Below are 18,457 nucleotides of genomic sequence, written 5' to 3'. Positions count from 1 at the left end.
ACGCCTCTGCAGGCGACCAACAAGGGGGCGCCAGTCGCCGCGCCCCCTTGACCCCGCGCTCCGGCCTGCTTCACCGCCGCTTCGCGGTTCCTTCGCCTCTTCCGGATTTCTTACGGACCGCCGGGACGCGCCATCCCTGGCGCGAACCCGCCTCTTCGCGGCATCCCTGCCGCTCGTCCTGAAATCCCTCATCCGCTCAGCGGTTCTGACGGCCTCCCTGAACCCCACGTGGTTATCTCTTAATTTTTATGTTGGGTGATTTATCGCTGTGAGTATCAGGGATTAACTTCCTGAACCCGCAGGCAGCTCTTTATGACAGAAAACTTAAAGAAAATTCAGACGGGGGTTGGGAGAGGCATCCGAAGCGCTGAGGAACAACCGGAGGCCAGGATGAGCCGACAGGACGTCGGCGAAAGGACGGCTCGCGCCAGGGAGGGCGCGTCCGGACGGTCCGTGGGCCGCAGGACGTGACGAAGGCACCCCGCACAGCGGGGCGCGCAGGCAGCCGGACGCCGGGATTGTTAAGGGGCGGGCGTCCGCCCCTTGACGCGTCCGCCTGCACGGACGACCTGAAACTGCCCACCGCCTGGCGGGCGTAACCCGCTCAATGCTAACACGCTGTAATGAGAAACCTTTTAATTGCCAGCCCGCTGCAAGCGCCTCCTCTAACCGACTAACATCAACTCCCGCTCCTCGCTCAGCGGTTTATTCAGCAGCGACAGCAGGATATTTTTTACTGCCTGTGCGGAAGGCGACAACGGTAAACGGGCAGAGATATTCAGCGACAGCGGCAGGCTCAGTGACGGACTATTGATGCGTGACATCCAGGCATCCGTTGAACCCACCAGCGAACGGGCGGCAGATTCAGGTAATACGGTGACACCCATGCCGCTGGAAATGGCTGAGGTCAGGGTTGAAATTGATTCGATCTCACCGATGATTCGCGCACTCAGGCGACGCAGAGAAAACGCCTCATCAACCCGCTTGCGCACGGCACTGTAGTCACGCGGTAAGAACAGGCTCATCTGCGCCACATCGGCCAGATCCACGCTGGCACCCGGGTAGTCGGTGGCACCCACCAGGAAGAGGTCCTCTTTCATCAGCGGCATGCTGTTGATGCCGGCAGTCGGTGCGCGATCGTACAACACTGCCATATCCAGCTGACCGTTCATCACTTTCTCATTCAGCACGCTGCCGCTGTTTTCGTGCAGGTAGACCAGCACTTCAGGAAACTGATCGCGGACGGTTTGCAGCAGCGGCATAGTCAGCGATGAGGCTGCCGTGCCCGGTGCCAGACCAATGGATACCTGACCACTCAGCACCTGACCGGCGTTAATGACCGCTGTCTGGGCCTGCTCACACTGACGCAGAATGGTACGCGCATGGCCATAGAGAATCTTACCGGCTTCCGTTGGCGTGACGCCGCGCTTGGTGCGGATCAGTAATTGCTGATCCAGCTCATTCTCCAGCGTCGCGACCTGCTGACTGAGTGCAGGCTGTGCGATGTGCAGCACTTCTGCCGCCTGCGTCAGACTGCCGATATCGACGATTTTCACAAAGTACTTCAGTCGTCTTAAATTCATCTTGCCTCCGTCACTCACCCCGAATAGCGAAATGGGTCTGATCCCATCGCCCTGATAACGGAAATTTTGCAAGATGCAGGCCAGGTTTAAATGACACCCGCTTTTCGCCAGCCAGATTTTTCCTAACGGCCCGGAAAATAAGCGTTTCTGATTACCTCTTAAGAGTTAATAAGCATCAGGAATGCCTCATCAGGTTGGGTGACGGTGTCGGGCGCACTGTGATAGTGCAGATGCTGCGAGTCAGACGTGCAGAAAAGTGATGACAGTCTGTACAGTTTTAGTGCAGTGGAAACGCATTGCACCTGATGAAAGCCTGCGGGGCCTGAAGCGAAGCGTGATGAAGGGGGGTAATGATGTAACCGTTATCAGCGGGATTTCTTATCGCTGACAAATACTGAAGGGTAAAAAGTCATCGTTGCCTTCTCCCGCATGTGGAAGAAGGCAACGCCTGCTGCTTAACGTTTTTTACGGTTACGGTGCATGTCGATAGAGACCGCAGCCACAATGATCATCCCTTTAATGATGTCCTGAATATACGCATCGACACCCACGAAGGTGAAGCCGCTTTTGATCAGGCCGAGGATCACTGCGCCAATAAGTGTACCGGTGATCCGTCCCACGCCACCCATCAGGCTGCTACCGCCGATAACAGCTGCGGCAATCGCATCCAGCTCGTAGGACATCCCCATACTCGACTGGCCACTGCTGACACGCGCCGCCAGTACCACACCTGCCAGGCCAGAGAGTGCGCCGGCAATGGTGTAAACAATGATCAGATACTTGTTAACGTTGATACCGGAGACTTTCGCCGAGGTCATGTTGCCGCCGATGGCGTAAACATATTTACCGTAGCGGGTGTGTTTCAGGGCGATGTGGAACAGCAGCGCCACCACCAGGAAAATCACCACAGGCATAGCACCCTGTCCGATTGAGGTAAAGCCATCGGAAAGGAAGCTGATCGGATTGCCCTGGGTGTAATACTGCGCCAGACCGCGTGCCGATACCATCATGCCGAGCGTGGCGATGAAAGGCGGAATACCGGTTCGGGTAATCAGCACACCATTGACCACACCCGCCAGCAAACCGACGCCAACACCAGCCGCAATAGGGATTACCGCAGGCATATTTACCAGCGACGGATACATCGGCGACAGACTGTCAGAGGTCTGTGCCAGGCTCGCGGCCACTACCGCCGCAAGGGCGATGATGGAACCCGAGGAGAGATCGATACCCGTAGTGATGATGACCTGCGTTACGCCAACGGCGATAATCCCGATAATCGCCACCTGCAGGACAATCAGGATCAGACGGTTGGTGTTGAGCAGAAAAGACTGGTCACGCACGTACCAGCCGAACATTTCAAAAATCAACGCAATCCCCACCATCACCACAAAAATGCCGGTGTCTTTCGGCAATTTATGACGCAGGCTGGCAAAAAAAGAGGGTTGCTGCGGGGCTGCCGGGGTGGCAGTGGCTTTCATATTGCTCATAGTGTTCTCGCGCCTCACTCGGATGCCAACGACAGAATGGTTTCCTGATCGGCTTCTTCTTTATTGAGGATGCCGGTTATACGCCCGCCGTGCATCACCATCACCCGGTCGCTCATGCCAAGGATTTCCGGCAATTCAGAAGAGACCATGATGATAGCCACGCCACGGTTGGCGAGTTCACTGATTAAGCGGTAAATCTCCGCTTTTGCACCGACGTCAATGCCGCGCGTCGGTTCGTCCAGAATCAGAATCTTGGGTTGTGCCAGCAGCCAGCGGGCAATCAGGACTTTCTGCTGATTACCGCCGCTGAGGTTGTTGATGATTTGATCCATGGTCGGGGTTTTGATGTTAAGGCGGCGGATTTGATCCATGCAGTCCTGCGCCATCTTCACATGGCTGACAAAACCGCTTTTGCCGCTGTACTCCGGCATGTTGACGATGCTCATGTTCTCCATCACCGATAACACCAGAAACAGCCCGGACTTTTTACGGTCCTCAGTGAGGAACGCCATGCCCTTTTCAATCGCCGTTGAAGGTGAGTCGATCGTCACCGGAACACCATCAATTAAGATTTCGCCGCTGTCGAAACTCTCCATGCCGAACAGGCTCTCCATCACCTCACTGCGACCGGCACCCACCAGTCCGGCAACGCCGAGGATCTCCCCCCTGCGCACACTGAAGCTGACATCGGTGAAACGATCCTTACAGGTGAGATTACGCACCGTCAGCACCTCTTCCCCGATGGCATTGTTGAATTTCGGGAACAGCTGGGTCAGTTCGCGCCCTACCATCTGGGTAATCAGCGACTGGCGGGTATATTTCGCCGTCTGATCGCTGGCGATCCAGGTGCCGTCGCGGAAGATACTGACTTCATCAGTGATGGTGAAAATTTCATCCATCTTGTGGCTGATGTAGATGATCGCTTTGCCCTGCTCCCGCAGGTCACGAATGATAGTAAACAGGTGCGCCACTTCAGTTTCCGTCAGCGCTGAGGTCGGTTCATCCATAATGACGATGTCTGAATCCCAGGAGACCGCTTTGGCAATCTCGACCATCTGCTGTGACGCGATGCTGAGTTCGCCCACCATCTGTTCGGCTTTCAGACGAATATTCAGGCGGTTGAGCAGTTCCTGAGTTTTCTGATTAAGGCGGGCGTGATCGACAAAACCAAATCTCATCGGCTCACGACCCAGCCAGATATTTTCAGCGACGGTCATGTAAGGCACCAGATTGAGTTCCTGGTGGATCATTGAAATGCCGGAACGCAACGCGTCCATCGTGTCCTGAAACTGCACTGGCTCCCCTTTAATTTTAATCGTGCCCTGATCGGGACGATACATCCCGATCAGGCACTTCATTAAAGTGGATTTGCCCGCGCCATTTTCGCCCATCAAGGCATGTACCGTTCCCGGACGCACCCGCAACGACACATTGTCGAGGGCTTTAACGCCGGGGAAGAACTTGCTGATGCCTTCGGCTTCAAGCGCAAACGCGTTCATACATCACCTCCGTACAGCTGGGTCGGGAACGATTATTTCAGGTTACGGTTAGCAAACTGTTCCATATTATCTTTGGTAATCAGCTGGTAAGGGATGTTGATCACTTTCTGCACTTTCTCACCGTTCACCAGTTTTACTGCCGTCTGCACCGCACCTTCACCCTGACCCTGCGCATCCTGGAATACCGTGGCGACCATCTTGCCCTGCTTCAGCATCTGCAGCGCATCCGGGGTACCATCGACGCCAGCGATCAGGATTTTGTCCGGGTTTTTACCCAGGGCCTGCAGCGCACCGATTGCCATTTCATCGTTGTTTGAGGCAATGGCATTGATCTGATCACCCGCCGTCATCCAGTTACTGACCACATCCACCGCGTCGTTACGGGTAAATTTGGCAGTCTGTTTCTGCACGATTTTGATACCAGGGAATTTAGCCGCAACTTCTTCCACGCCCTTGGTACGGTCGCGGGTCGCTTCATTCGCAAGGTCACCCATCAGAATCGCAACGTTGCCTTTGCCGTTCATTGCTTTAGCCAGTGCTTCCATCTGTAAGCGCCCGGCCAGTTCTGAATCAGAACCGACATAGGCCATTTTGCCCGTCAGTTCAGCCTGTGGACGGCGGTTTACGAAGATCAGCGGAATCCCCGCTTTGCTCGCCTGATCCATAATCGGTTTCACCGCATTGGTGTCGACCGGGTTGACGATCAGGGCATCAACACCCTGACCGATGAAGTTTTGAACCTGCTGCAGCTGCTGTGAAACGTCGCCCTTTGCATCCTCAACCTGCCCTTTGACGCCATCTTTCTGCATCTCTTTCTGCATTGAAGTACGCAGAATGGTGAGGAAGTTGTCATCAAACAGCGCCATCGAGACGCCAACGGAAATATCTTTTGCCATAACCGCGGCAGGTAACATGCAGGCTAACAGTGAGGCGACAATCGTTTTTTTAATGTTCATAGGGACCCTTCTTATTTGTTAACTTGCTCAGCGGCTGTGACTGCGAATGAAAAATATCTTTTACATTCACCCAGCCTGTCTGGCGTCTGTTTCGGGAAATTTGAGGTAAGACTTTAGGTTCTGGCTATTTTTGTGATCGACCACTCCTTTTCACAATCACTTGATCTACCGACAGTTAGTTTCAATACGCGCTTTCATTTTCGGACGATGATAACGAACGTGATGATAAGCAGTTTATTTATTCCATCTAATCTCTTTTTGAAATTTTTATCATAAAAGCACTGAAACGCTTGTTTTAACATCGGCAAATAACAAAACTTTGACATGCCTCTAACATCTACTGAGAAATGCCCGCAAAGTGAGATCCTGCTGGCAGTTTGAAAATCCAGCAGAATCAGGTAAAAATCACCAATCCGCTGCTTTTACGAGCATCTGAACGCAATTCAGTAAACAGGGCTTTGACAAGCGGGATTAGCGCCGCTAATATTCGCCCCGTTCAAGCGATTCCTCTGTAGTTCAGTCGGTAGAACGGCGGACTGTTAATCCGTATGTCACTGGTTCGAGTCCAGTCAGAGGAGCCAAATTAGAAAAGCCTGCTCAAGGAAACTTGAGCGGGCTTTTTGCTTTGGTACGATTGGTGAATCTCTTACTGACTTGGATTTTATCCACCAAATAAAGATGCTCTATGGACGCCGCACTGGCAGCCTTGAAAATATAGTGTTTGTCGTTCTTCAGTGCTTTCAGACAGGAAGTGATATAGCTTTCATGCTGTACCTTTCTATCAATCCACAGTTCTGCCATCAAGGATGCGATCCCCGACTCTGCGATCAACTCTTCAAACGCATACCCCTTACTACCAAATTTCCCTTTCATATCAAGGTTCAGCCGACTTTTACCCCATTCCAGCGAACAAGCTCATGCAGGCCAGTTGCGTAGAAATTGGCAGTATTGGCAATCAGATATCGTTTCGGTAAAAGGTTTTCGTCGATTGACGGTACAAAAAAGGCATTCTGTCCCTTCTCAATGATGGTTACACCGCTTTTACGGAAAAGCGCTTCCGCACGCGGTAACGACTCAAAGGTCTCTGCCGAGCAAACTGCTTCCTCACTCAGGGGCAAACCGTCAATTGGCTCAATATTAAACACGGTGAACGTCTTCAGCATCGGGATATAGCAAGTTTCTCCGTCGTCATTTTTCTTTTCCAACATGGAATAGAGAATCGCGGTAGTGCCATGCTCTCCCATACGTACTTGTCCGCTATACGCGCCATCGGTTGCGAAGTTGGAGGCAACCCAGACATGCCCGGCGCTCGTTGCCACGGGCAAGACCACGGTTTTACACTGGCTCAAGTGATGCAATGATGTTGTAGGTGACGGTCTGATAAATATCTGTTCTGGTTTGAGAAAATTTCGTTTTTGAGGAGCCTGACTGCTCCAGCGGGGATCCGCTGGTCGCCGCTGCGGTATTAGGGGCGCCAGTCTGGATATGCAGGGAAATCGTTATGGTTTTTTCTTCGTCAGTAGTGCGATTTTCGCCTTCGTATCGCCTGACAGTCGCTTTCTCTATATCGTTCTGGCCAGCAAGGGCCGAGAATGCGTGCCATTTACCCTTGCGGGACGGGTTGTATTGGGAAACGATTAAGCGGAAGCAGATAAGAAGAACGAAAAACGCACGGGAGAAAAAACTGCCCCATGCATAGCCGGGCGTAGCGCCCCTTGGTTCGCAGAGGTGAAATTGTTTGGGGTTTGGGGTTTGGGGTTTGGGCGAATGATTTTAGTTCTTCGTGATAAACGTAGATAAATGGTCATCAGTGCCGATTAAGACGGGAGCGTTTACGCCGCTAAGGTCTATTTCGCATCAACTCCATCGTGCAGATAGTCACTTAAAATATCAGGGGTTATAATCCCAAAAGCCTATCGGAATCTAAGGATACATTTCAATGTCAGACAGCTTGCTTGTTCGAGCCAGTAGGGATGGAGATCAATTTCACTATCTTTGGGCTGCCCGCCGAGCCCTCCGATTGTTAGACCCTAAAGCGTCTTTAGCTGCAATTACAATTGAAGGTGCTTCGACAGCGGAAATGGGATCACAACCATCGGTGGAGGAAGGCGAAGAGATCATTGATATTGCCGAATACTATGGCAGTAATGAGTTCGAGCAAGCGACTACTGTCAGATATATGCAATTGAAGCATTCAACATTACATGCTGAAACAGCATGGCCCCCTAGCGGATTACAGAAAACGATAGAAGGATTCACCAAACGCTATAAAGAACTTTTGAAGCGATTTCCTACTGAATCCTTGCATAGTAAGCTGGAATTATGGTTTGTCACTAACCGTCCTGTGAGTACTAGTTTCAGTGAAGCGATTACCGATATGGCAAATCAACACCCTCCTCGCCATCCAGACGAACTTGCTAAACTTAAAAAATTTACAGGTCTGGATGATCAAGGGTTGGTATCCTTTTGCCAAATGCTTCACATTGAAGAACGACAGGATGGTTACTGGGAACAGCGAAATATTCTCCTGAGAGAATCTAACGGATATCTCCCTGATCTTGACACCCAAGCCCCACTGAATCTAAAAGAACTTATTACTAGGAAGGCGCTATCAGAAAGTGCATCAGATCCAGCGATTACCAGAATGGATGTTTTACGTGCGTTAGGGGTAGACGAAACAGATCTATTCCCCGCACCTTGTCTGATAGAGAAAATTGAAAATGTGATACCTCGAATACAAGAGATTTCACTCGTCAAAAATATTGTTGAGTCTATGGACTCACCTATCATCGTTCATGCTGACGCAGGTGTAGGCAAATCAATTTTCTCAACCCGCATTCATCAACACCTGCCTGAGGGGTCAGTCAGTATTCTGTATGACTGCTTTGGTAATGGACAATACCGCAATGCTTCGGCCTATCGTCATCACCACCGAACCGCATTAGTGCAGATTGCCAATGAGATAGCGTCACATGGCCTATGTCATCCTTTAATTCCGAACGCCAGTACTGACATTTCTCACTATATGCGTGCATTTATGCATCGTATTTCTCAGGGAATTTCCACGCTTCGAGCGTCACATCCTGAGGCAATATTGTGCATTATTGTTGATGCCGCAGATAATGCTCAAATGGCTGCAGAGGAAATCAACGAATCACGTTCATTTATAAGAGATCTACTCAGAGAGAATATTCCCTCAGGAGTTTGTATTGTTGCACTATGCAGACCACATAGGCAGAGTCTGCTCGATCCACGCCCCGGCACGCCCAGCCTGACGTTACAACCTTTCGATCGTAACGAAACTGCCGCACACCTGCGTGGAATATTCCCGGATGCAAATGAGCAGGATGTGGATGAATTCCATAGACTGAGCTCTCATAACCCCAGAGTTCAGGCACTGTCACTTTCGCGACGTTTATCACTGCCAGAAACATTGAGATTATTAGGTCCTAATCCCAAAACGGTGGAAGATACTATCGGAGAAGTACTCGAAGCCGCCATCGGCCAGTTGAAAGATGCGACTGGGCATACAGAACGTACGCAGATCGATTTTATTTGTGCAGCACTGGCGGTACTTCGCCCACTCATTCCTATCGCTATTTTGTCTGCCATCGCCGAAATTGATCAATCCGCAATAAAAAGTTTTGCGTTGGATCTTGGGCGGCCGCTAATCGTCAATGGGGATACTATCCAGTTCTTTGATGAACCTGCTGAAACGTGGTTTCAGGAACGATATCACCCTAAAGAAAAAGAGCTTCGTCAGTTTATTGCCCGACTGACGCCATTAACAAAAAATAGTGCCTACGCTGCGTCAGTATTACCACCGCTAATGCTTGAGGCTGGGCAATTTTCGGAACTCGTCACTCTGGCAATGACATCCCAAGGGTTACCAGAAACGAGTCCTATCGAACGCCGAGATGTTGAACTTCAAAGACTGCAGTTCGCCCTGAAAGCTGCGTTACGCCTTGAGAAGTATCAGGATGCGGCAAAACTTGCGCTCAAAGCAGGTGGAGAAAGTGCAGGCGACAGCAGGCAGCGAAAATTATTGCAGGATAATCTTGATCTGACTGCAAAATTTATGGGCAGCCACAGTGTTCAGGAGCTTATTTCACGTCGTGCCTTTTCTGATACTGGTTGGGTTGGGTCACAAAACGTCTATAACTCTGCGCTTTTATCGGAATTTCCAGAGCTCTCTGGTGACGCCCGTAGCCGACTACGTATTGCTCTGGAATGGTTAGATAATTGGAGTTCACTAAACGATGATGAACGCAGCAGAGAAAACGTAACCGCTCAGGACAGGGCTGTTATGGCGATCGCCTATCTGAATATTCATGGGGCTGATGAAGCGTCAAGAAGCCTTCGCCGATGGCGACCTCGAGAATTATCTTTCAGTGCCGGCATAATCATTGCCAAACAATTACTGGATCACGGCCGTTATACAGAGCTGAACCAGTTATCTATCGCGGCAGGAAATGATCTTGGATTAATTTTAGCTATTGTATTGATTGCCAGAAAATTCCATTACCAATTACCTGAACAATCTATAAAGAGAGGCTATCGTTTATTAGCTAGCTCTCATCTGAAAATCAAAATCAGATACTCATTTGATAATCAGAAAATAGCAGCAATAACCAGCATGATTGAAATGGCGCTACAGCTTAATGTCTGTAATGACAACGAAGCTATAACACTTTTAAACCGCTATTTACCCCAATCCGCTCCGAATGCCCTGTCCTCTAAACACAGTAAAGAACGTGTGCAATATATACGAATGTATGCGCTACGCGCGACATTAACTAACTCACCATTAAGTTTGAGTGATATTGCATCTGAAAAGGTCATTGAAGAGATAAACGCTGAAAGAAAGCATAGTGAATCACAGGAACTTCGCGAATTAAAGCAATATAGTGGTGTGTTAATTCCTTGGTATAACTTATGGGCTAAAGCTCTTTTAGGGAAAGTATTCAAGGCTGAGTTAGACAATCAACTCGCGGATGCAAAAAAGTTATCAGCGGAAATAAAAGGATATTCATACTCGGAGCATTCTTTTAGCAGTGATGAAATAGCTAATATCTGGTTCGATATTTTATCTGAAGTCGGAGATATTAGTTGTGCTGATATCGAACAAATCACTGCATGGTATCAACATAAGGACAACAGGATCTTTACACCGACATTGCACAGATTTTCCCGTCTTTGCTCGCAGATAACTGGGCTTGAAAAATTTTCATTTATCTTCGCGCAACAGGCACTATCTTTGTGGAAGGATGACCACACTGACGCACAAACCAAGGCTGAGAACTATATCGATATAGCTAGATCGCTTATTTTACTCGATAAGTCAGAAGCTCAAGAATATTTTAACCACGCTATTGAAGTCACCAATAAACTCGGTGATGAAAATCTGGAACGATGGGGAGCATTACTTGATCTGGCGGAATACATTGCCGACAAAAACATAGCATCACCAGAAATGGCCTATAAATTCTCACGCTGTGCCGAAGTAACTCGAGAATATGTTGATCGTGATAAACATTTCGCATGGAACGATACGATCAAAGCGTTGTCTGAATTATGCCCATCTTCCACTCTGGCCATCATTAGTCGTTGGCGAGATCGTACGTTTGGTGATCACCGAAGTATACTGGCGTTAACGATAGAACAACTAGTAAAGAAAAATAAAATCAATCCACTTGATGCAACAGCATTAATCCCCTTCCGGGAAGAGTGGGACGAAGATAAGTTACTAATAGCTGCTCTGCCTTTATGTAAAAGCGATCAGGACAAACAAACGCTTTTTCAATGGGTTTATAATTACATCCAATTCACCTCACCGCGTTCAGAAAAATTAACACGAATTAAAACCATAGCTTTGTCCATCGGAATAAATATCACTGATCTTAATATAAACATTTCAGTTGAAGATCAGTCCAGATCAGATTTGGAATCAACAAGCGACCACACCACTGAAACTGACGAAAAATCTAAAGCAGCATGGCAAAGAGTTTTCAACATGTTTGATTTATCTACATCCCAAGGGATTTCTATTGCATACCAAAACTTCCGTCATGAACCTGATCTCTATTCAACCGAGTTATTTATTCAAGAGGCGATAACTCGTATTAGTTTTGGCAAAGAAAAAGACTTTATTAACGCTTTTGGTAAATTATCTGAGATCAGCCTTTATAGCTTCGGGGCTTTTCTTGAATCCATCCCTGAGGAATGGACAACCCGGTTAAGCATAAAAACAGCTATTGCTTCAGTAACCAAAAGTTACTGCCAGCGTTTCTGCATGCTTATTAGAAAGCATCGCTACTACGAAGTGTTCCCTTTTAAGGTTGCCAGCGAACTTTCCGGGCTCAATGAAGATGAGTTAATCAGTATTGTTCTAAATGCGACATCTGAATCACCAGAACCATCAGATTCACGACAACTGTTTAGCCTAGTAGGGCTTTTGGTTAATAAGTTGCCCCCAGAAGAAGCATTAAATGTCCTATCTTATGGGCTGGACTTATTCAATGAAGTATTGAAAGAGGAAGATGGTGATGGTCCATGGGGACCAACATTAATTCCCCCAACTCAGGTAGAGGATTCTCTTGCGGGGTATATATGGGCCAGGCTAGCGTCGCCAGAATCAACTGTTCGCTGGGAAGCCGCTCATGCCGTTTTTATGCTCTGCCGATTAGAACGTTCCGAAGTGCTTCAAGCAATATTTCAACATGCTGAAAATTGCTCAACACAGCCCTTTTGCGATCGCAATCTTCCCTTCTATAACCTCCATGCTCAATTATGGTTATTAATTGCTGTTGCACGTGCCGCGCAATATGACGGAAAAGCGCTGATACCCTATACCGATTATTTTTATCGCTACGCGACAACTGAACAACCACATGTATTAATCCGCCTTTTTGCCGCCAGAGCCCTGCTCGCGCTTAATGAAGCTGGATTGATATCTATAACCGCTCAAGAAAGAGACAACCTTTCCAACATAAACCGGTCAACGTATGATCCAACAGTGAGTGACTCTGAAAGTTTAGTGGGCGAGGATTCATACATTTTTGGTATTGATTTTGGCCCATATTGGCTGGAACCTTTAGGCCGCTGTTTTGGAGTATCTCAAAAACAGCTTGAACCCGAAATGTTACGCATTATTCGCGATGATTTTGATTTTAAAGGAACCCGTAACTGGGAAGAAGATGAGCGGAACAAACGGCGTTATTATCGAGACAGAGATAATTATCACAGCCATGGTTCCTATCCACGTGTTGATGATTACCATTTTTACCTCTCCTACCATGCAATGTTCATCTCGGCTGGAAAACTATTGGCAACCAAGCCATTAGTGGATAGCCGTTACGATGAAATAGATGACGTTTTTCAGGATTGGCTAAAAAGGCATGATATTTCACGTAGTGATGGGCGCTGGTTAGCCGATCGGCGAGATCCACAACCCGAAATCAGGCCAAGCTGGATTAATGACACTTCTGGTAATCTCAATGAATGGCTAGGATCAATTTCAGAAAACATTTTTGACAAAGCACTAAATCCCGCTGCTGGATTGTTGACCGTATGGGGGCACTGGTCAGAAAGCTGCTCTGACAGAAGAGAATCTGTCGCGGTTTATACTGCACTTGTATCACCGGAAAGTTCATTCTCTTTGCTTAGGGCATTGCAAACTACTGAAAATGCATATGACTACAAAATTCCTGACGCAGGAGATCATTTGGAAATTAAACATCCCCTTTTTCAATTAAAGGGATGGGTCACAGATACCGATAAATACAATGGGATTGACGAATACGATCCTTGGGCAGGCGATGTGAAATTTCCAGTGCCAGAGCCTGCACCATTTATTATTAAAGCAATGAAATTGGCTACGGATGAAGATCGTAGAGTGTGGCTCTCAGCCCATAATACCGAGCCAGATATGATATCCAGTATATGGGGCCATCTATCAGAAAAAAATGAAACCGAGAAACCAAGTGGTTACAGACTTTGCGCCTCGGTGGATTTTATCAAAAACGTGTTAACAACATTAAACATGGATCTCATTATAGAGGTTGATGTAAATCGCTACTCGCGGAGTGACAGATATGGACGGAGTAATGAAGATGAGCTCGAGAATATCCCCACAAGTACTAGAATCTTCCTCATCAAGCATGACGGAACCTTCAGAACGTTATACGGCAATTATAAAGCTGGGGAAAAAGCTGGTTGAAGAACTTGCGTTAAATGACTCTGTTGATACATTAGGCCGTTGGATGGCACACCATATCGCGGAACTGATTTACGACGCAGAAAATACCACAGATGAAACTGCGCGCATCGCGAAACAGTTGAAGATCAGGGACTCTGTTTGGGCCTTCTGGGCTAACCGCTATGAACTGCCGATTGGTAATAAACCATTTAAGGAACTTGAGCCCATCCTACGGGCTTTAAGAAGTCTTGACCCTGAAAATCAGCAACCGAGATATTTCTTCCCCTACCCAGGACAAGCTAATATAGAAAAAGAATCTACTGAGTCACAAAAATGGTTAAAAACCGCAGAAAGCATCGATTCGACATCCAAAATCCTGATTGATTATTGTCTTTCTTTAGCCGCAGAAAATGCTATTGATAAATCTCAAGAATGGGTGGAACTGGCACAAAAAGCTGGGTTAGACGAAGATATCGATCTAATTGAATTTCGTGTTTTTCAATTACGCGGCAATCCGTCCAACAAAAGTAATCCCAATAATGTGCAAAGGCGAATCTTAGAGAAACGGCAAAAAAAACTTGCAGCATTTCTTTCATTGGCCACTCAGTTAGACGTACAACTAAAATCACAACTTGAAGCCCTACCAGCAATTGAAGATGCGCAAACAGAAGATGATACAACTTTTTGACATTACTAATTTTAATGATTAGTACGGCTTAGTAAGGCAACAATTTAACAATCTTACTTTTTATCTGTTCTGAATGCTGAATGAAGCTCTGGGGAGCACGAAATGCTGATTGACGGAATACAAAAGCCCGCAACTTCATAATTTCCTGATTTACTCGATATTGATAGAGTACCGAATAATGACTGAAAAACGGAAATCTCAAAAAAGCACATTGAACTAAAACCGGCATAAAACTGACACATCATCACTAAGAAGTTGTCTACTTCACTTATCTTTTGAGGGAACTATGAATTTTGATAATTTAATATCAGATCCGCGTTTGTATGACATATTTGGAGCGGACAAGCAAGCCTGCGCTCTCCAGATTTGGCTTATGGAATTCAAGAGTGCTGAGGAAACACAGGTTAAATGGCTTTATGGCCGTGCGCTTCCAGCAGATTTTATTGGTAGCCAATGGAGAGGTAATGTTAATGGAAAAATGATAAAACTGTCAGAACAAGATTCTGTTCGCGTCCTCCCATTTACTGTTTATATTTCAGCTAGTTCTCTGAAACACTTTGCTGAGAGCTTAATTAAAGGTTCAACGCTCCACGATGCCAGCATCGCTGCAAACATCAATGCCGATGAAAGAACTGTTAAAATTTTTAAGTTCGTAACTTTTAAACCAGACATATGTGTTCGGCCCGTAATGCATTTACCGACACGTGATCATTTCAAATCCGTGACAAAAAGACTCAGTCCCAGTTCATATGCCAGTTACGACAGTGGGGCCATCTCCTTAGTAAGTAAAGCATCTCTGTTTGAGAGTTTCGGCAGTAGGAATGCAGTTCATGTTGCAAGAATTGCTTGTGATTCAATTGATGCCGATACCGGTATGGCATTCGCTGAATATGACGCCTGGCGTTTTGGTGATTTTGAATTCCTTTGTGCACCAGCACTCAACCGTAAAGAAACCTCTCGAGTTTCTTTTAAAGCTAAAGGTGAGTTTGCTTCACTGACACTTTTTGAATCACTTACACACTTTCCAGCCAAGCTTCTTGTAATTATTAAATCCTTCAGTGGCGGCTGCCTGCAATCGACGCATGTAACAACCATAGACAAAAACGAAACCTACCCTATCACGAAGCGATTTGATGTGGATTCATTTAAAAAACAAACCGCTACTGCCTGTACTCTTGAAATCTTGGCACAACCAGATGATACCAACGAAGCATTTATGTGTGTTTTAAATGGATATACATTTAATCGCAGCATGAATATGAATTTAAATGTACATCAGACAATTAGAACCGCAGGTAAGACTGACTGGCTGGCAAAACAGGTCCCCAAAGGAGAACTACACAGACTTGAAAGTGCATGGGAGGTAAGTCGTTCAACCACACATTCACGACACGTTTACGGTGATTATCAGGACGACCAATGGGTTGATCTTAATTATTCTATTGCAAGGTCTCTGACTCGTTTGCTCCCGAAAAAATCAGAATCTCAATTCTTTCCTAAACTTTCCGACAGTAGAGGCATGAGCCGTCTGGAACTGGTGGCGTGGCTCCGCAAGACTTTCGATGCATATCCCGCCGCACAAATTGCCTGGTTTGATCCATACATGGAGGATGTGGGTATAGACCTACTCAATCGTATGGGGACGGAAGCTGGGGACTATTTAGTTTTTACTTCCGAAAAGCCGCAGAGTTCTACCAATTTGCAGAAAATCAATGCCATAATACAGGTCGATGTCAGTAAAGAAATTAATGAAAGCTCCCAACAAATTACAGACTCTCAAGCCACGCAAGATCGTATCCAAAAACTAATTCAGAAATGCCAGGAATGGGGAAATTCTTCTTTTGGTAACGTGCATCTGCGTGTTGTTGCACTGCCTGCAGAAAAAATACATGATCGTATGATTCTTGTTCGTTCTCCTCAAGGTCTCCCTGTTGTGGGTTACCATGTCTCAAACTCTATACAACTGGCAAATGAGAATAATCCATTGCTGGTAACATCTATTCCCGGAGATGTACTGCCAGATGTTTTCCGTTATATGGATGATCTTATTGAATCGTCACTACATACGGCGGAAGAATCAAAAATCGAGAAAGTGATTTTCGATTCGAGGAATCATGATACTAATCCCGGAACAGCTAACTTCAAGTATTTGACACCGTTTGATTTTAATCACAGTGGTGATGTTTTTTTCTGGTGGCTAAATCTCCCTGAGATGAAGGGATTGTACGGTGAAAAGCTTAGAGAAACGGCTGAAAAACTGGATTTGTACAAAGATGATAGCCTCAATGAGCAGAAATTTGGCGACATTCCTTCACACTTCTGGGAAAAGGGATTTGATCTGGAACCATTCAACAGCACTTGGGATGCTTTTGGTAATATTCTAGCCAATTTACCTGCAGGTGAATTGTACAGAATGGGTAATAGACCGTTACTGTCATCCCTAGAGGATAAACTTGTTCAATACCTTGACGCTAACAGGCAAATACATCTTGATCACAGGAAGCACTCAAGGTTACTCATAGACTATGACAGATACCTTGATAAAGATCTTCACTTTTGGCTCAAAGATGGCGGTTCACCGGAGCGAATTTTTAGCTATTCCCCCGGAAGTTACCTGTATGGAGATTATTACGCAATTACACTCATGTGGATGAAATCACCAGTTAGGTTTATCAGGTGGCTTTCTGAACAAATCAACGCATGGCCACGTGGTAATGTTGAGTGGGCTAAATCTCAAGTTCGCCTGTATGACCTTATCACGACAGCCCTCCGCCATATATGTGTTGACCCATATCACGGGAATCGTCAGGAATCCGTAAACGCACTTATATCAAGTGGCACCCCTATTTTACAATGGATTGGCCTGCATTTTCTGAGCGACCAAATAAAGAATAATGATGATGCAATACAACATTTTGACAAATTAGATTGTTTCAGTACCAAGGAAAAACTCTACATCCTTTGTTGGCTGATTAATGAGGCGAATTATTTTCAATCAGATAGTCGCGAAGCACTCGTTAAACACTTGGGAACGTTAATTCAGCAACCATTAGCGGATCAGGAATTTCAGGAACTGCTCGAGCCTGTTCGCGGCCATTCTGGAAGGTTGCATCATATGACAGCATGGATTTTGGAGGCACTGCTTGTTCCAATGCTGGAACAAGGGGTAGTTAATCCACGCCAGATAGCCAGCCAGTGGCTGGAAGACCTAATTGTACAATGGAGACCGGAACAGCATATATTTTTCGATATGAAACGTGAAGGTGCTTTCACTGATGAGTTGGCGATTATTTTCAGTTGCTTAAACGAAATAGATCAGTTGAGAATTATTAATAACATCGAGAAAGTAGCTGATAAGATGGCTCGTAATATCAGAAAACCTATTTCAGCTCAGGTGGACTGGAGAATTTATAGTTACTCACATTTTGTGAATTTGTGGATTTTTGCATTGTCCAGTAGGTTGCAACTCTTCACAAAAGCGCCCAAGGTTGAAAACGCCATAATATCAATACAGGACGAATGCAATTCCCTGATTGACCGCCTATCACAAAACTATCGGGACGTTCTGTCTAATGATGAATTGATAAAGTACTCAATGGGCGATCCTGAGCAACTCCGTAATCATCTTCTTTTGGGTGTAGTTAGCAATATCGCAAACAAGGGGCAGGAGTGATCATTTAGTTTCCGTAAATTGCAGGATGGTAACCAATAACGTCATAGCAATCATTTTAGGGGGTCATTTTGGTGGTCTTGACAAATCAGTTTTTTTTAATTTAACTTGATATTCAGCCAGTTAATGGCAAAGGCGATCCCAGTCAGAGGAGCCAGAATTAGAAAAGCCCGCTCAGGGAAACCCGAGCGGGCTTTTTGCATTTCTGTTTTCAGTCAGGGCGAGCCGTCCGGCAGCGCCGCCGCCGCGTAGCCTCCATCGCAACGACGTAGCGCAAGGTGAGTGTGTTATCGCGGTGCTGTCGCTTAAAGGGGATCCGTTTGATGAGAGAGGACATCAATGTGGTTTAATTATCGGCGAGGCATGAACGGCCC

The 18,457-nt window shown here is 46.6% G+C and carries 7 protein-coding genes, 1 tRNA gene and 1 pseudogene; 4 read left to right on the top strand and 5 right to left on the bottom strand.

Going from position 1 to position 18,457, the window contains the following annotated elements; all coding sequences use genetic code 11:
- Positions 1–665: 665 nt before the first annotated feature.
- The 4 genes from nac to HZZ01_RS02570 all read right to left on the bottom strand — a co-directional run bounded on the left by nac (position 666) and on the right by HZZ01_RS02570 (position 5,528).
- Positions 666–1,583 (bottom strand): nitrogen assimilation transcriptional regulator NAC, encoded by a 918-nt coding sequence (nac, locus tag HZZ01_RS02585; RefSeq protein ID WP_090959775.1) that lies wholly within the window; start codon positions 1,581–1,583, stop codon positions 666–668.
- Positions 1,584–2,038: 455 nt separating this feature from the next.
- On the bottom strand, positions 2,039–3,064 hold the full coding sequence (locus HZZ01_RS02580; RefSeq protein WP_175501452.1) for an ABC transporter permease: 1,026 nt from the start codon (positions 3,062–3,064) through the stop codon (positions 2,039–2,041).
- A 23-nt stretch (positions 3,065–3,087) separates the two neighbouring features.
- Positions 3,088–4,572, bottom strand: coding sequence for a sugar ABC transporter ATP-binding protein (locus HZZ01_RS02575; RefSeq protein ID WP_179895380.1), 1,485 nt, complete (start codon positions 4,570–4,572; stop codon positions 3,088–3,090).
- Between the two features lie 32 nt (positions 4,573–4,604).
- Positions 4,605–5,528 carry a sugar ABC transporter substrate-binding protein gene (locus HZZ01_RS02570; protein WP_179895379.1) on the bottom strand — a complete coding sequence of 308 codons (924 nt, stop codon included), beginning with the start codon at positions 5,526–5,528 and terminating at the stop codon, positions 4,605–4,607.
- Between the two features lie 505 nt (positions 5,529–6,033).
- On the opposite strand from HZZ01_RS02570, the gene HZZ01_RS02565 reads away from it, so the two are divergent.
- Positions 6,034–6,109, top strand: a tRNA-Asn gene (locus HZZ01_RS02565).
- Positions 6,110–6,125: 16 nt separating this feature from the next.
- On the opposite strand, the pseudogene HZZ01_RS02560 reads toward HZZ01_RS02565, so the two are convergent.
- A pseudogene (locus HZZ01_RS02560) lies at positions 6,126–7,031 on the bottom strand (ArdC family protein).
- A gap of 436 nt (positions 7,032–7,467) precedes the next feature.
- Here HZZ01_RS02560 and avs3a point away from each other — a divergent pair.
- The 3 genes from avs3a (at position 7,468) to HZZ01_RS02545 (ending at position 18,086) form a co-directional block, all read left to right on the top strand.
- Positions 7,468–13,746 (top strand): AVAST type 3 anti-phage nuclease/ATPase Avs3a, encoded by a 6,279-nt coding sequence (avs3a, locus tag HZZ01_RS02555; RefSeq protein WP_179895378.1) that lies wholly within the window; start codon positions 7,468–7,470, stop codon positions 13,744–13,746.
- Positions 13,688–14,413, top strand: a complete 726-nt coding sequence (gene avs3b / locus HZZ01_RS02550; protein WP_179895377.1) for an AVAST type 3 anti-phage proein Avs3b — start codon at positions 13,688–13,690, stop codon at positions 14,411–14,413. The genes avs3a and avs3b overlap by 59 nt, the downstream gene beginning before the upstream one ends.
- Before the next feature lie 286 nt (positions 14,414–14,699).
- Complete coding sequence (locus tag HZZ01_RS02545) at positions 14,700–18,086, top strand: VPA1262 family protein (RefSeq protein WP_179895376.1); 3,387 nt, start codon at positions 14,700–14,702, stop codon at positions 18,084–18,086.
- The last annotated feature ends 371 nt before the right edge of the window (positions 18,087–18,457 follow it).

Origin of the sequence: Pantoea sp. WMus005, from assembly GCF_013415305.1 — a bacterium.
GTDB classification, from domain to species: domain Bacteria; phylum Pseudomonadota; class Gammaproteobacteria; order Enterobacterales; family Enterobacteriaceae; genus Pantoea; species Pantoea rara.
This window is presented reverse-complemented; position numbering and strand designations above follow the sequence as displayed.

What these genes read in the sequence shown, in the direction of transcription:
- HZZ01_RS02545 (WP_179895376.1), top strand. Translation starts at nt 14,700, where the DNA reads ATGAATTTTGATAATTTAATATCAGATCCGCGTTTGTATGACATATTT.
- avs3b (WP_179895377.1), top strand. Translation starts at nt 13,688, where the DNA reads ATGACGGAACCTTCAGAACGTTATACGGCAATTATAAAGCTGGGGAAA.
- HZZ01_RS02580 (WP_175501452.1), bottom strand. Translation starts at nt 3,064, where the DNA reads ATGAAAGCCACTGCCACCCCGGCAGCCCCGCAGCAACCCTCTTTTTTT.
- HZZ01_RS02570 (WP_179895379.1), bottom strand. Translation starts at nt 5,528, where the DNA reads ATGAACATTAAAAAAACGATTGTCGCCTCACTGTTAGCCTGCATGTTA.
- HZZ01_RS02575 (WP_179895380.1), bottom strand. Translation starts at nt 4,572, where the DNA reads ATGAACGCGTTTGCGCTTGAAGCCGAAGGCATCAGCAAGTTCTTCCCC.
- avs3a (WP_179895378.1), top strand. Translation starts at nt 7,468, where the DNA reads ATGTCAGACAGCTTGCTTGTTCGAGCCAGTAGGGATGGAGATCAATTT.
- nac (WP_090959775.1), bottom strand. Translation starts at nt 1,583, where the DNA reads ATGAATTTAAGACGACTGAAGTACTTTGTGAAAATCGTCGATATCGGC.